The following is a 15,290-nucleotide window of genomic DNA, read 5'->3' on the forward strand; positions in this document are numbered from 1 at the left end:
CCACCCAATGGGTGATGAAAATTTATTATATTTAACTCCAAACCCATGATAAATACGTGTTAAGTTGATTGATTTAAAACCTGTAGGTTCTTAATCATGAGTGTACTTTCTGGGATGAAAATGTTTGTCAAAGTGGTGGAATGCGGAAATTTCACCGCCGCAGCCGCGGCTAGTAACGTGTCGCCAACCATGGTAGCCAAGCAGATCAGATTAGTGGAAGAACGGATCGGGGCTCGGTTATTACACCGAACCACTCGACGACAACATCTCACTGAAGTCGGTCAACTCTATTTTGAACGTTGCCTTCGAGTATTGGCTGAAGTTGAATATGCTGAGAATAGCGCAATAGAATTACAGTCGGCACCAAAAGGCCTAGTACGAATGGTTGCCCCGGTCAGTTTTGGTAGTCAATGTTTAGTGCCAGAGCTGAGCCTTTATATGGAACAAAATCCAGATGTGAACGTGATACTAAATCTGGATAATCGAATTTCAAACCTTAGTAATGACAATTACGAATTAGGCATTCAGATTGGCAAGATATGTGAACCCGGTGTGGTTGCACGCCCCTTACGCGCATATCGCAGGATACTGGCCGCGTCTCCAGCTTATATCCGTCAGCATGGTATGCCCGAGCATCCAAATCAGCTCAGTCATCACAGCTGTCTGGGCCTATCATACTGGCAACGTCAGGATCGCTGGGACTTAATAGGACCTAAAGATGAAACCTTTCAGGTGTATATTCATGGACGCTTTATGTCCAATCAGGGGGATGCTCTCAGAATGGCCGCGATCAATAACTGTGGTGTCGTGATGCAACCCGATTATGTTTTAATAAATGACATTGCTCAAGGCCATCTAGTCCAAGTATTGCCAGACTGGTCCTATAAGCCAACACCCTTGTACCTTACCTATCACCAAGATACTCGTCCGTCCGCTAAGTTGCGTAGTTTGATCGACTTTTTAGTCGAACGTCTGGGGAGCAAGCAATAAGAACATCCCAACCTTTTCTACCAAGTAAGCACTAGTTGGGATAGGTGGCCTTTTATGTCGCTTTAGATAACGACTATTGTTTTACTCGCTGGAGGGTTTTGAGGTGTCTTATGAAGTACCAACTATCCGGTGTTTTTGATAAAAGGCTTGCTTCACCTTGTAATATGCATAAATATAATCAGTATGACATCTTAAATAGAAATAGTGCATATTAGGTCACAAGTAATGACAGAATTTCCTCCAAGTGCCAGAAGTGAAGACGCTTTGAAGCAAATCGATCTCAATCTGCTCAGGGTCTTTGATGTCCTTATGCAAGAACGTAGCGTGACACTAGCGGCTGCCCGTCTAAATCGAACCCAACCGGCCATAAGCCACTCTCTGGCAAGGCTACGGCTATTATTAGACGATGAATTGTTCTCTCGAGAGTCTCGAGCCTTGTTACCAACACCGCGAGCAATGGAACTTTGGCCCGCAATTTCCCAAGCGATCTCGCAAATCCGCGCAGCGATAGACCAGCATTTACAATTTAAGCCAAGCAAAACACAGCGGAACTTCCGGATTGGCGTGAACGACTATACTGCCGTTACTTTCCTACCGGGCTTAATTGAGGCCTTTTCAATCGAAGCACCAAATGCAAGCCTAAACGCGATACATGAACGGGAAAATGACGCAGCATCTTCGTTAAGAAATAAGCAAGTCGACGGTATTATCATTGGCAACTCAACGATGAAAGATGGCATGTTTAGAGTGGTCGAATTGGCTCGCGATAAAATGGTCTGCGCCGGCTGGGCTGGCAATGAAAAGCTCGACCACCTGAATCTGGAAGGCTATCTTTCTGCTCAGCACTTACAAATATCGGCAGACGGAATCTCGCCAGGATTAGCCGATAATGCATTAAAAAATATGGGCAAGTCTCGAAATATCGTGGCAACTGTGCCGCATTACCTCGTCGCACCTTGGGTCATCAAGGGCTCAGACTTACTCACCACCTTTGGCGACGGCATCTTGCCTGTATTATCGCAGGAAAGCGAAATCCGCATCCTGCCCCCGCCGATTTCGTTACCCGACGTCACCCTGTCGCTTATCTATGAGCATGAGATGGAAAACGACCTTGGACATATTTGGTTCCGAAGCCTGCTGCGCTCCGTTGTAGAGAAGCAACGAGAAGGTAAGCAAGCCGCCTATCGTCGCTTTAAGCTTTAAGCTTTACATAATTCTTCAATCTAAGGGAAAGACTTAAAGGTTCACCGTAATTAGTTTTGCTTAAGCATCGTCTTTACGCCCTTCAAGGTGATTTCCATCCCTAGTTTACTTTTGCAAATTTTAGATAAAAATCAGTCACCAAAATTCCCATTATGTGATCAACTGCAAGCTTTATATGCATGGTTTGCATGAATGTCATTAAAATTATTTATTTGATTTATGTATTCGCTTGCTTGATAGTCAAATTAATCCAACGGAAGGAAAACCAAATGATCTCACTTAAACCTATCAGCCCCCTGCTCAGCGCCATCTTCATGGTCGCCATAACAAGTCAAGTCAGCGCTCAAGAAATTACCGTAATAAAAGACGTGAAACAGACGGGCAAATTCACCATCGCAAATACCCTGTCTTATGCTCCTTTTGAATATATCGACGAAAACGGCAAGGCCGCCGGCTTCGACATCGAACTTGCGACCGCCGCGGCCAAGTTGATGGAAGCCAAACTGGAAATTCAAACCATGCCTTTTTCCAACCAGATCCCAGCCTTAGTTGCGGGAAGGAACAAGGTAGCTTGGGCAACCTTCACCGTCACCGAAGAACGTTTAAAGCAGGTAGACTTTGTCTCATTCCTGCAATCTGGGGTCGTCGTGGTCACCACGCCTAACAAAGCCGCCGCATTTAAAATGGACAACGCCCTTTGCGGCAAAACGATTGCGCTGCAAACTGGCTCCGCTGCCGATTTTGTAGCAGACAAAGTTTCCGAAATCTGTACCGTAGCCGGTTTAGAAATTGTCAATAAGGCGCTCTATCCCGAACAAAAGGACACCATCCAAGCGGTCATCTCTGGTCGCGTAGACGCCAGGCTCGACGACTCGACGGCTGCCGGGTATTTTGAAAAAACCACCAACGGCAAACAAGTCGTGGTTGGAGACGCGATGCTGCCCTCGCCTCTGGGCGTTGCGATCCGCAAGGGCGATACCGAGACCGCCAATATGATGAAAGCTATTTTTGATAAGCTTATCGCTGACGGCACCTATGCCAATATCCTTCGTCGCTACAGTCTCACCAGCTCCGGCGTCGACACTTCAGTGATCTACACCAATGCCACTCAACTCGCCGATTAAGGTGATTCACAAGCACCCCGTCATCCTCATATGACGGGGTTAAGTTTCATCCTCCATCAGCCAGGAGACTGCCATGTCCGCCTCCCATACACCGAAACCAAAACTTGATCCCGAAAACCTGATGGTCGTTCCGCTGCGCCATCCTGTCCGGGTGATTGCCAGCATCTTAACTGTTCTCATCGTGGCCTTTCTGATTAATGGCGCTATCTCGAACCCTGAACTTCAATGGCCAGTTGTGAGCAAATACCTGTTTCACCCAATGATTGTGAAGGGTCTGTGGATGACCATCGTCCTAACCATTGTGATCATGCTCCTTGCCACCTCAATTGGCCTGATTGCAGCTCTGATGATGATGTCCTCCAGCAAATTGCTAACCATCCCCGCACGGATCTTTGTATGGTTCTTTCGCGGCACGCCGGCCCTAGTGCAACTGGTTCTGTGGTACAACCTAGCCATTCTCGTGAAAGAGTTTTCGCTTTGGCTCCCGGGGCTTGGCACCGTCTTTTCGGTGGCCACCAACGACATCATGACCCCGTTTGTCGCGGCGACGATAGCCTTGTCACTTCATGAGTCTGGCTATATGGCCGAGATCATTCGCAGCGGACTCAATTCAATAGACAAAGGACAGACCGAAGCCGCAGCCTGTCTGGGCATGACACCAAGCCTGCTGACCCGTCGTATCATTATCCCGCAAGCCATGCGAATGATTATTCCACCGACTGGAAATGAAACGATCAACCTGCTGAAAACCACCTCACTGGTGAGCATCATCGCTGTAGGTGACCTATTCTATTCTGCTCAGGCCATCTATGCTCGGACCTTTGAAACCATTCCCTTGCTGATCGTTGTCACCTTCTGGTACCTCCTCATCGTCTCGCTCATGTCGATGGGACAATCGTATCTAGAACGCTATTTCGGCCGTGAAGAGCGCAGCCACAGCAAGGGCTTCATAGCTCAGATCCTATCCTTACGAAGCAAGAGTAGCCAAATATGAAAGCTCCAACTAACCATAGAGAAACCTTCGGCGTACCAAGCAATACCATGGTGTACGCTGCGGGTATTCATAAATCCTACGGTAATCTTGAAGTACTAAAGGGCGTTGATATAAGCGTACCAACAGGCTCTGTTGCTTGCATTATTGGCCCATCAGGCTCTGGTAAAAGTACATTGCTGCGCTGCATCAATCACCTGGAAGAGATAAACGCCGGCCTCATGCTGGTTGATGGGGATTTTGTCGGCTACCGCTTTGATGGCAAAAAGCTACACGAACTCCCGCCTGCGGCAATCTGCCAGCGACGCGCAGAAATCGGCATGGTATTCCAGCAATTTAACCTGTTTCAACATATGACCGTGCTTGAAAACTTAATGGAGGCACCTGTACAGGTACGCCGCCAACCCATTGCCGACGCTCGGGCCCATGCCGAAGCCCTGCTCGCTCGCGTGGGCCTGGCAGAAAAGCGAGACGCTTTCCCGCGTCAGCTATCAGGCGGCCAACAACAGCGTGTCGCGATTGCTCGAGCCTTGGCAATGAATCCCAAGGTACTGCTTTTTGATGAGCCCACCTCGGCGCTCGACCCGGAGCTGGTGGGTGAAGTTCTAGATGTGATGAAGGATCTCGCTCGAGATGGGATCACCATGGTGGTTGTGACACACGAAATCGGTTTTGCTCGCGAAGTCGCAGACCAGTTAATTTTCATGGATGCCGGTGTCGTTGTCGAAAGCGGACAACCACGGGAAATGATAGACAAGCCACAATCACCTCGCACCCGTGAATTTCTCGCTAGAGTTCTCTAATTCGCATTTCCCTAAAGGTTTACTATAGGCTTAATATGACAAGCAAATTATCTAAAAATAATTTTCAGACCTCGGTGGACGACCCCTACGGTTTTGATACCCCGATAGACCGAACCTATCTCAGCACCAAAAAATGGGAGGCCGAGATAGCCAGAACCAACAATCCGGATCTGCTTTGCTTTGGTACCGCCGAGATGGATTTCGCAGCAGCGCCTGCCATCAACCAAGCGATGCAACGAGTCGTCGAAAACAAGCATTTTGGCTACCCAAGCAAGCGCGATAGCTATTTCGATGCCGTTATCGAATATTTCGAACGACATTTTGACTGGAGAATCGACAAGGATTGGATTTCAAGTAATGTAGGTGTCTATCCGGCGATGCAGTCATTGATCGAGGAACTCACGGAACCCGGCGACGAAATTCTGTACCAAACGCCAGTTCATCATGTTTTTGAAGAGCTGATCACCGCTAGCGGCCGCGTCGCCGTGCCGAACCAATTGCTAAAACGCAATGGGCATTACGAAATGAATTTCGAAGATCTTGCTCGCTGCGTCACACCCCGTAGCAAACTTTTTCTTTTGTGCAGTCCGCATAATCCTGTCGGTCGCGTGTGGCGCCGAGAAGAACTAGAACAACTCAATAGGTTTTGTCTGGCTCATGGCTTAATCGTTGTTACGGATGAGGTTTATTGCGGCCTTCTTTATAAGGGCGTGCCTTTCACCCCCTTTGCAAGCCTATCAGACGAGGCATCTCTCAATAGCGTCACTCTGGTCTCAGCAAGCAAATCATTCAATACCACCGGGCTTAAACATGCACTGATGATCGCCGAAAGCGAACACTTGCAAGCCGCCTATTCACGGGGCCTAAAACGCAGTAACCTGGGCTACGGCGGCAGTATCTTTGGAGAAGCCGCGACCGAAGCCGCCTTCCGAGACTGTGACCACTGGAGTGAGGCACTGATGCACTACATCGAGGGGAACTTTAAACGGCTCAAAAGTAAACTTGCTCAAGATCTGCCACTGGTAACCGCGACTCAACCGGAGGCCACCTACTTTGCCTGGCTGGACTTTAGCGCATTGGGACTAACAGATGCAGCGCTTCAGCGTTTTTTCGAAACCGAAGCACAAGTGAACCTGGTGACGGGAGCTTCCCTTGGCCCAGGGGGAGAAGGCCATGTTCGCTTCAACCTGGCAACCACTCGAGCCTGCCTCTCTGAGGGCTTAAATCGCATCTCTACAGCATGGCGACAGCGCCAGACCCATGATGCTTAAATAGCAATGAAACTGGATGTCCGGTTATCGTCGACTGAAAACAACGACTGAAAACAAGACATCCACTTAAACATTTCAATAAATGAGTTAGAATGGGTGTCTATGTGATTTTGTCCCTTTATGCGCTTTACTACGACTGAAAACAAGACATCCACTTAAACAATTCAATAGCTGATTGGCATGGCTGTCTATGCGCTTTACTCAGTCCCACGAGTTAGAGTGGGTGTCTTAATAATTCTGGTATTGAGCTGTGCCCGAATATTCACAAAAAACGCCTTAACTCTCTGATGGTTACCACTACATCACTATTAGATGGCGACAAATGGTCTCTCACTGAACTCGGGCGCAATATTGAAAACAAGACATCCACTTAAACATTTCAATAAATGAGTTAGAATGGGTGTCTCAATAATTCGTACGCACATGACTCGACATTGCAGCGCAACAGGGAACTGATTTGAGTGTTTTTTAATGAAGCGACATTTTACTTCATTTCTTTCGCAAAGAAGGCGCTTGCCTTTTTTAGTATTTCTTTCTCCATGCGTAATTCTTTGTTTTCTTTGCGTAATCGCTTGAGTTCATCACGCTCAGACTCTTCTAGGGTGATGCCTTGCCGTTGGACTTCGTACCTTTCTTTCCACTTGTAAAGCAGGCTAGTGCCAACCCCTAGAGATTTTGCAGCATCAGCAACACTGTAACCTTGCTCCAACACCATTAGTACCGCTTCATCTTTAAATTCTTGTGGATAACTCTTGTGTGATTTTTTCAAACTCATATAGACCTCTTAATTCATTAACATACTGTCTCAAAATTAAGTGTCCGATGGAATTAGACCAGAACATTTAACGTTAAACTCCACCAAATTGATATACTGTTCTATATCAATCACTTCTGTGGTCAAGTTTTCGCAAGCTGAACCTGCAACAGAAAACTTTGCGATACTTTCACCGCAATTACTCAAGTAATCAATTACCAACTCTTTTCTTTTTGTATCAAACCACAAAGGAACTAGAAATTGACTTGCATGAATCAACCTTTGTTGACTTGCCTCTTGTGTATCAACAATTTCAGCAGTCGCAGAATCGTCAGTCAAGTTTAGATTATTTAACTTAAAACCTTGGGTTGAAACAGCCGTGGTGAAAGAGAGTAATCGCGTTTCTTCTCTCATATTCAAGTCAGTAATAAGAGGTTTAATCTCCTTTAAATTATCAATAAAGAAAATTGTACGAGCTAACTTTATTGATCTAAAAATCGACATTATCTTCTGAGTTAAGTCACCCAACTTGTCCCTAGACAAAGTCACCTCATTACGATTTTGACCTTCCCCATAACTACAGACAATAGAATTTCTATCTATTTTAGTATTATGATGTTGTGCAATATTTCTCCATTGACTTAAACGAATTCCCCAAGGGTTTGGGGCCATTAATTCTTTTTTCTCAATAGTGTCATAAAGTTCCTGAACCATAACCCCTAATTTTGGAGACTCTATAATATTGAAATTTTTATTCCGACAAATTCTCTGTTGTCGCAATAAATCAAATAGAAAAGGTTTTAGGCAAGCCTCTATAACAGATCCAATAATTTTGAACATATCTTGTGTATATTCATGAAGGCCTAATTCAGATTTAGGTGTTTCCATCAAAAAAAGGCTCATATAATGAGATAAACCGTCATTAATTGCTTGCTCACTATCAGCACAAATTTGAAACGAGGAATCTTTATTTTTACTCTTTGCGTTTCTATAAATTCCAAGAACGTAATTCAATAAATGTTCATCATCTTGTAATCTTACATTGTACAAATTAATAACTTCAGGAGATAAAATCTCTACCGAAAGGTCTTTGACAACTTCAATATTTTCAAAGTATGGTGAAAGTTCTGATATGACAAAATCCTTAATTTCACTTGGTGACACACCTGCTTCTGCCATAGCTACAAATGGATTAATGTCACTTCCTGGATTTAAAACTTTTTTATTGAAATTCGTCATATATAAAAAACCTAACAGTATATTAATATGCAAATTCCCATCTTTCACGCATGCGAAGTTACCACCTATCACGCACCACAGAAATTCACATACCTTTTAATATTCAAATTTATCAACAGCATACCAGTCAATCACCATTTTGACCATGCGTGAAAGATGGTCATGCATTTGCGGAAAGATGGGATCCCACCAAACGGTATACTTACAGTGGAAATAAAAACAAGCAGCCACTTACAGCATTTTACTAGTGAATGGGAATGGCTGACTATGTGATTGTCACGAGACTTTATGAACAGCTAGCGTTCTTTAACTCGCTTGCAAAGAACACGGAGACTTCCTTTAAGATGCTTCTTTTGTTGTGTGCGTTTAGGCCCTTGCTACAGCCTAGCGACTTCACCCTGAAGATCTTGCTCCTGTAAACTATGTTTCGATGGTTTCGCGTAAATACGCATCCAGTGATACAGCGCCTTAGCGTTAACACCTCAACGTTCTGCCAATTCTGCGATGGCATAACCCTGAACAACAATTGAATGAACAGCTTCTTGCTTGAATTCCTGCCGAGTCGCACGTGCCTTTAGCCATAAATGTTAATTCTTATGCTTTAGTCACATTTTTTGCCTAAAAAGTGTCGGGCTCTCTTAGGCCTTGCCACTCATGTTGAAATAACTAAGCGAAACCACTAAAAACAAAGCAAACAATTAACAGCCTAAACACAGCGAAAACAATTTACTTCACATTTCGGTAAAGTTTTTGTCACACAGCTTTTCTATGTTACTCCGCACTCGTATGGATTAAACCAGCGTAAAACAACGACTCAGGAGAGAGAAATGAGCAAGGAAATATTTAACCCGACTCGCTTTAACAAAAGTGATAATCCAGATTTTGACCAAGTATTAGAAGCCCACTTAGCGCGTCGTAGCGTATTAAAAGGCGGTCTGGGTTTGGGGGCAATGGCCACTTTCGGCGCCTTTGGGTTAGCGGGTTGTAACTCCAGCAGCAGTAATACGGCTGCACCCGCAGTGTCTACAGCCAAGTTAGGCTTTAACTCCATTGCTGGTTCCAAAACCGATGCCGTGAGTGTGCCAGAAGGCTATAGCGCACAAGTGCTAGCGCCATGGGGCCAACCGCTTACCGACCGAGCCTCGGCTTGGCAAGCTGACGGCAGCAACAATGCCGTAGATCAAGAGAATGCCATGGGCATGCACCACGACGGCTTGCACTTCTTCCCCTTAAATGACTCTGGTAGCGACGGCCTGTTATGTGTTAACCACGAATACATCGACCAAAACGCTCTGCATCCTAATGGCAGCGATGCCGATGCTAACGGTGTTCGTAGCAGCGTTGATCAAGTGCGCAAAGAAATTAATGCCCACGGCGTTGCGGTAGTGCGAATTCAGCAGCAAGATAACGGCCAATGGATGGTGGTAGATAATGATCCACTTAACCGCCGTTACACTGGCGCCACCACCATGGATATTTCAGGCCCACTTGCTTACTCGGATAAATTGGCAACGCCATTTTCACCCGATGGCAGCCAAGCGCGTGGCACTTTAAACAACTGTGGTAACGGTTATACTCCTTGGGGCACTTACCTTACCTGTGAAGAAAACTGGCCGGGCTACTTCATCAACACCGGCACCACTAGCGCCGACCAAGAGCGCATTGGCATTACCACTGCAGGCACCGGTCGTTATGGCTGGGAAACCCTTGCGGGTAATGCAGCAGAGCGAGTCGATGAATTCTCTCGTTTTAACATCACACCAAGTGGTAACAGCGCCATGGATGACTACCGCAACGAAGCCAACGGCCACGGTTTCATTGTGGAAATTGACCCCTACACCGCAAACTCACGCGCAGTAAAACGTACGGCCTTAGGTCGTTTCCGCCACGAAGGCTGCACCTTTGGTCAGCTAAAAGCAGGCCAACCGATCAGCTTCTATTCTGGCCACGATTCGCGCTTCGAGTATATGTATAAGTTTGTTTCAGCCGCAGCTTGGGATCCAAGCGATGCGAACGCGAGCGACCGCTTAGCCATGGGTAACAAATACATGGACGAAGGAACACTGTATGTGGCTAAGTTTGACGCAGAGGGCGTCGGTAGCTGGCTGCCATTAAGTATGGATGGCGCAACCAAAGACGGTGCGAGCCTAAGCGATCATTTCAACAGCTTAGAAGACATTATCCTCAATACCGCGGGAGCCGCCGATTTAGTGGGTGCCACCCCAATGGACCGTCCAGAATGGTGTGCCGTAGACCCGATCACTGGCGCGGTTTATCTGTCACTCACCAACAACACCCGTCGTAACGAAACCACTGGCACCAACCCTGCTAATCCACGCCTAAACAACAAGTTTGGCCATGTGATCCGTTGGGACGAAGGTGAAACGGTGAGCGAATTTACATGGGATATTTTCGTGTTTGGCTCAGACGCCAACGGCGATGCGGCAACTAACTTGTCTGGTTTGAATGAGTTTAACCAATTTGCTAGCCCAGATGGTTTGAACTTCGATGAGCGAGGCATACTGTGGATCCAAACCGACAACGGTGCCAGTGAAGTCACTAACTATACTAACGACCAAATGTTAGCGGTAGTGCCTTCTAAGCTCACTGACAATGAAGGTAATCTGGATACCATTAACGCCGACAACCAAGGCGAATTACGTCGCTTCTTTGTTGGACCCAACGGCTGTGAAGTCACGGGTTTCACCATCACCCCCGACAACACCACCATGTTTGTTTCGATTCAACATCCAGGTAACTGGCCATACAGTAACAATGCTGCCGAAGCCACGCCGACCGGAGTAAACGTTCGCCCTCGCGCGGCTCTGGTTGCCATTCGCAAAAACGATGGCAGCCCACTAGGGGTTTAATCAGCCCATTTAGCGTCACTAGGCAGGCCTTATGGCCTGCCTATTTTAAACAACTCAAACCTTAAGGAAATAACATGGCAGGAATTAGTATTTGGCAGCTAGCCATCATCGCGGTAATCGTCGTATTGCTATTTGGCACCAAGCGCCTACGCGGACTAGGCGGCGATCTAGGCTCCACCATCAAAGGCTTTAAGCAAGCGATGGCTGAAGATAAAGACCAAGATTTGCTTAGCCAAACCAAGCAGACCACCGCAGAAAGCGCAGAGCTTAAACAACAGCAAGGTAGCTAAAAGTGTTTGATATCGGCTTTTGGGAACTTAGCCTTATTGCCGTTGTGAGCCTGGTAATCATTGGCCCGCAGCGCCTACCCGACACCCTGCGCAATGTGTTTTCAGGCTGGCGACGCGTCAAACAGATGATGAGTCAGCTGGGCGCAACACTAGAGTCTGAATTGGGTTTAGAAGAACTGAATCAGGGGATAAAGCAAGCGCAACAGCCGCTAGCCAGCCCCAAAGTGCGGCCTCGAAAAAGTGCAGCGAGCGAGAGCCAACCAAATCAAGCCCCCCCATCTTCTAATACTGCTATCAAGGAGCAGGCATGAGTCTCAACCGCGCCTTAGTGCAACACCTGGTAGAACTACGCAAGCGCCTATTGCTGGCGCTAGCATCGGTAATATTCTGCTTTGTGAGTTTAGTGTACTTTGCAAACCACATTTATCAGCTACTCGCCAGCCCCTTAATGCGCTACTTACCAGCAGGCACCAGTATGATCGCCACCGATGTGGCGACTCCTTTCTTTACCCCCATCAAGCTCACTTTGTTCTGCGCCGTCGCGTTGTCGGTACCGATGATCTTGTATCAACTTTGGCAATTTATTGCTCCAGGCTTAAAACGACAAGAGCGCAACTTGTTTGCCCCCATGTTGCTATCGGGATCCTTGTTATTTTACCTAGGCATCAGCTTTGCCTACATGGTCGTGCTGCCAGCAGCCTTTAGCTTCTTCACCGCCACTACGCCGCAAGGCGTTACTATGGCGACTGACATCAGTAGCTACCTCGACTTCGTACTGGCGCTGTTCATGGCCTTTGGGCTGGCCTTTGAAATTCCCATCCTTGTATTTCTGCTCTGTAAACTGGGGCTCTGCGAAGTCAGCGACTTAACTAAAGCAAGACCGCACGTGGTGGTAGCCAGTTTCGTATTGGGCATGCTACTTACTCCACCCGACATTATCTCGCAAACCTTGCTCGCAATACCGATGTGTTTGTTATTTGAACTAGGCATACTGGCTAGCCGCTGCTGGATTAACACCACGCCAGAGCACACGGCTAAACTAAGCATATAAGCGCTTAAACGCAGCCGGCAAGGGACAACACTAGGGCATGTTGCTCTTTCGTGAGTATTTTTTGAGCGACATGATAAGAAGTTATAATTTCTTTCGCCAAAAACAAACCACCGCTCCAAATCATGCCAAGCGGTGAACAAAACGAACCAAAAGACAGCAGATATTAAAATAGCAGTTTTAATATCTGCTGTTATGGCAAAAATCCACAATGTGCAAGCGGATAGCTACAGTGATTAGGGAGAAGCTTAAATACCGACTCCGAGAGAATGATATGAGGTTATCAATGTATAGCCAACATCAAACCAGCGTTTAGCTGCACCCATCCCTTTAATCCGTTGTGATTATGCTGGCGCTTATAATGTCGCAGTGATTGCCCTGCCCCTACTACGCTAGCAAAGTGATATTCTAAGCCCGTACTCAAAGCTAACCAGCTTTCTTCATCAATTTGTAAGCGTTGCAGAATAGGCGTTTGCACATCATCAATATAACCGCGTTTATCTTTTCTGATGACTCGACCTGTAAGCGCCACCAATTGCAGGTAATCTTGTAGTTCAAAGGGTAGGCCTTTAGGCATGGTTTCATTAGGGTGACCCGCAAAGGGCATCAGAACTTTGGACTATTGGCCTTGCTTGGCTTGCCGAATACGCCATTTGATACTGGTGTGGGCTGAGGTTTCTGGCGTTGCGGCGATACTTGAGCGAATTGGATTTAAGTCGACATAAGCCATGCAAGCCGCAAGCGCTGTTTCATCGAGTAGCGCTTGGGATTTAAAGCGGCCTTCCCAAAAACGTCCCGTACATTTATCTTCCTTATTTGCTTCTCGAGCAATATGTTCATTTAAATAGCGCATAAACCAGCTCAAGTCATAGAATCGAGCGCGATAGACTTCTGCAATGGTGTGAACGGCTTGCAGTTGCACTTCATCGAGCTTTGAGCGTAAGTCTGGATTAAGGGACATCTGAGCCAGTAAGGTGCCTTTATGCAAACGATGCCAGCGCTCTAGCACCTTATCTATCAACCACGCTTCGGCTTGAGCCTTATCAATATGCAACACCACATGGCTGTGATTGCTCATGACTGCATAACACAAACAACAATGGCAAACACCGCTGCGAGCTTAAGCAAATAATCTTCGACCCACTGGCGGCGGTGCTCTTAGCTTTTGCCGATTTGCTGGTCTTCGCCACACAGAAACGCCCGTCGAACACAACGCGAAACACAATGATAGTAAGGTGTATCCGATAAGCTCACTTGCGAGCGTCTTGGCCGAGGCATAATGATAACTCCCCAAATAAATGACTATTGATAGTTTAAACCATTGCAAACGTTTTGTTAGTTGGGTGGGTGTCTTGTTTGATGCTGGCTAAGCTAAGCACGTAAGCGCTTAAACGCAGTCTGCAAGGGGCATTCAAGTAAACACTAGGGCATGTTGCTCTTTCGTGAGTATTTTTTGAGCGACATGATAAGAAGTTATAATTTCTTTCGCCAAAAACAAACCACCGCTCCAAATCATGCCAAGCGGTGAACAAAACGAACCAAAAGACAGCAGATATTAAAATAGCAGTTTTAATATCTGCTGTTATGGCAAAAATCCACAATGTGCAAGCGGATAGCTACAGTGATTAGGGAGAAGCTTAAATACCGACTCCGAGAGAATGATATGAGGTTATCAATGTATAGCCAACATCAAACCAGCGTTTAGCTGCACCCATCCCTTTAATCCGTTGTGATTATGCTGGCGCTTATAATGTCGCAGTGATTGCCCTGCCCCTACTACGCTAGCAAAGTGATATTCTAAGCCCGTACTCAAAGCTAACCAGCTTTCTTCATCAATTTGTAAGCGTTGCAGAATAGGCGTTTGCACATCATCAATATAACCGCGTTTATCTTTTCTGATGACTCGACCTGTAAGCGCCACCAATTGCAGGTAATCTTGTAGTTCAAAGGGTAGGCCTTTAGGCATGGTTTCATTAGGGTGACCCGCAAAGGGCATCAGAACTTTGGACTATTGGCCTTGCTTGGCTTGCCGAATACGCCATTTGATACTGGTGTGGGCTGAGGTTTCTGGCGTTGCGGCGATACTTGAGCGAATTGGATTTAAGTCGACATAAGCCATGCAAGCCGCAAGCGCTGTTTCATCGAGTAGCGCTTGGGATTTAAAGCGGCCTTCCCAAAAACGTCCCGTACATTTATCTTCCTTATTTGCTTCTCGAGCAATATGTTCATTTAAATAGCGCATAAACCAGCTCAAGTCATAGAATCGAGCGCGATAGACTTCTGCAATGGTGTGAACGGCTTGCAGTTGCACTTCATCGAGCTTTGAGCGTAAGTCTGGATTAAGGGACATCTGAGCCAGTAAGGTGCCTTTATGCAAACGATGCCAGCGCTCTAGCACCTTATCTATCAACCACGCTTCGGCTTGAGCCTTATCAATATGCAACACCACATGGCTGTGATTGCTCATGACTGCATAACACAAACAACAATGGCAAACACCGCTGCGAGCTTAAGCAAATAATCTTCGACCCACTGGCGGCGGTGCTCTTAGCTTTTGCCGATTTGCTGGTCTTCGCCACACAGAAACGCCCGTCGAACACAACGCGAAACACAATGATAGTAAGGTGTATCCGATAAGCTCACTTGCGAGCGTCTTGGCCGAGGCATAATGATAACTCCCCAAATAAATGACTATTGATAGTTTAAA

At 46.5% G+C, this 15,290-nt stretch carries 11 protein-coding genes and 3 pseudogenes; 10 read left to right on the plus strand and 4 right to left on the minus strand.

The features are described 5' to 3' along the window. Positions 1-96: 96 nt before the first annotated feature. The 6 genes from ACRRSY_RS14975 (at position 97) to ACRRSY_RS15000 (ending at position 6,382) form a co-directional block, all read left to right on the plus strand. On the plus strand, positions 97-990 hold the full coding sequence (locus ACRRSY_RS14975; RefSeq protein ID WP_432463582.1) for a LysR family transcriptional regulator: 894 nt from the start codon (positions 97-99) through the stop codon (positions 988-990). Between the two features lie 225 nt (positions 991-1,215). Then, positions 1,216-2,193 (plus strand): LysR family transcriptional regulator, encoded by a 978-nt coding sequence (locus ACRRSY_RS14980; protein WP_432452440.1) that lies wholly within the window; start codon positions 1,216-1,218, stop codon positions 2,191-2,193. A gap of 269 nt (positions 2,194-2,462) precedes the next feature. Beyond that, positions 2,463-3,317: an ABC transporter substrate-binding protein gene (locus ACRRSY_RS14985; RefSeq protein WP_432463583.1), complete on the plus strand. Its 855-nt coding sequence runs from the start codon at positions 2,463-2,465 to the stop codon at positions 3,315-3,317. A 73-nt stretch (positions 3,318-3,390) separates the two neighbouring features. Beyond that, a complete protein-coding gene (locus tag ACRRSY_RS14990; RefSeq protein ID WP_432463584.1) occupies positions 3,391-4,311 on the plus strand; it encodes an amino acid ABC transporter permease in 921 nt (306 codons plus the stop codon). Positions 4,312-4,358: 47 nt separating this feature from the next. After that, positions 4,359-5,111 carry an amino acid ABC transporter ATP-binding protein gene (locus ACRRSY_RS14995; protein ID WP_432464724.1) on the plus strand — a complete coding sequence of 251 codons (753 nt, stop codon included), beginning with the start codon at positions 4,359-4,361 and terminating at the stop codon, positions 5,109-5,111. Positions 5,112-5,146: 35 nt separating this feature from the next. Beyond that, positions 5,147-6,382 (plus strand): MalY/PatB family protein, encoded by a 1,236-nt coding sequence (locus tag ACRRSY_RS15000; protein ID WP_432463585.1) that lies wholly within the window; start codon positions 5,147-5,149, stop codon positions 6,380-6,382. A gap of 416 nt (positions 6,383-6,798) precedes the next feature. On the opposite strand, the pseudogene ACRRSY_RS15005 reads toward ACRRSY_RS15000, so the two are convergent. Then, a pseudogene (locus tag ACRRSY_RS15005) lies at positions 6,799-7,157 on the minus strand (transposase); the annotation flags it as partial. 36 nt (positions 7,158-7,193) lie between these two features. Then, positions 7,194-8,423: a hypothetical protein gene (locus tag ACRRSY_RS15010; RefSeq protein ID WP_432463586.1), complete on the minus strand. Its 1,230-nt coding sequence runs from the start codon at positions 8,421-8,423 to the stop codon at positions 7,194-7,196. A 779-nt stretch (positions 8,424-9,202) separates the two neighbouring features. Here ACRRSY_RS15010 and ACRRSY_RS15015 point away from each other — a divergent pair. From ACRRSY_RS15015 to tatC, 4 genes are all read left to right on the plus strand, one after another. Further along, positions 9,203-11,245, plus strand: a complete 2,043-nt coding sequence (locus ACRRSY_RS15015) for a PhoX family protein (RefSeq protein ID WP_432463587.1) — start codon at positions 9,203-9,205, stop codon at positions 11,243-11,245. A 74-nt stretch (positions 11,246-11,319) separates the two neighbouring features. Further along, positions 11,320-11,535, plus strand: coding sequence for a twin-arginine translocase TatA/TatE family subunit (tatA, locus tag ACRRSY_RS15020; RefSeq protein WP_432452432.1), 216 nt, complete (start codon positions 11,320-11,322; stop codon positions 11,533-11,535). Positions 11,536-11,537: 2 nt separating this feature from the next. Continuing rightward, a complete protein-coding gene (tatB, locus tag ACRRSY_RS15025) occupies positions 11,538-11,846 on the plus strand; it encodes a Sec-independent protein translocase protein TatB (protein WP_432463588.1) in 309 nt (102 codons plus the stop codon). Continuing rightward, positions 11,843-12,586, plus strand: coding sequence for a twin-arginine translocase subunit TatC (gene tatC, locus ACRRSY_RS15030; protein ID WP_432463590.1), 744 nt, complete (start codon positions 11,843-11,845; stop codon positions 12,584-12,586). Before tatB ends, tatC begins: the two co-directional genes overlap by 4 nt. Before the next feature lie 245 nt (positions 12,587-12,831). Here tatC and ACRRSY_RS15035 read toward each other — a convergent pair. After that, a pseudogene (locus tag ACRRSY_RS15035) lies at positions 12,832-13,861 on the minus strand (transposase). Positions 13,862-14,220: 359 nt separating this feature from the next. Continuing rightward, a pseudogene (locus tag ACRRSY_RS15040) lies at positions 14,221-15,250 on the minus strand (transposase). Between the last annotated feature and the right edge of the window lie 40 nt (positions 15,251-15,290).

The sequence above is a fragment of the Agarivorans sp. QJM3NY_33 genome, assembly GCF_050870865.2.
Classification (GTDB): Bacteria; Pseudomonadota; Gammaproteobacteria; order Enterobacterales; family Celerinatantimonadaceae; genus Agarivorans.

Bases quoted from the DNA above. Each gene is read 5' to 3' on its own strand.
- ACRRSY_RS14975 (WP_432463582.1), top strand. From the start codon at position 97: ATGAGTGTACTTTCTGGGATGAAAATGTTTGTCAAAGTGGTGGAATGC.
- ACRRSY_RS14980 (WP_432452440.1), top strand. From the start codon at position 1,216: ATGACAGAATTTCCTCCAAGTGCCAGAAGTGAAGACGCTTTGAAGCAA.
- ACRRSY_RS14985 (WP_432463583.1), top strand. From the start codon at position 2,463: ATGATCTCACTTAAACCTATCAGCCCCCTGCTCAGCGCCATCTTCATG.
- ACRRSY_RS14990 (WP_432463584.1), top strand. From the start codon at position 3,391: ATGTCCGCCTCCCATACACCGAAACCAAAACTTGATCCCGAAAACCTG.
- ACRRSY_RS14995 (WP_432464724.1), top strand. From the start codon at position 4,359: ATGGTGTACGCTGCGGGTATTCATAAATCCTACGGTAATCTTGAAGTA.
- ACRRSY_RS15000 (WP_432463585.1), top strand. From the start codon at position 5,147: ATGACAAGCAAATTATCTAAAAATAATTTTCAGACCTCGGTGGACGAC.
- ACRRSY_RS15015 (WP_432463587.1), top strand. From the start codon at position 9,203: ATGAGCAAGGAAATATTTAACCCGACTCGCTTTAACAAAAGTGATAAT.
- tatA (WP_432452432.1), top strand. From the start codon at position 11,320: ATGGCAGGAATTAGTATTTGGCAGCTAGCCATCATCGCGGTAATCGTC.
- tatC (WP_432463590.1), top strand. From the start codon at position 11,843: ATGAGTCTCAACCGCGCCTTAGTGCAACACCTGGTAGAACTACGCAAG.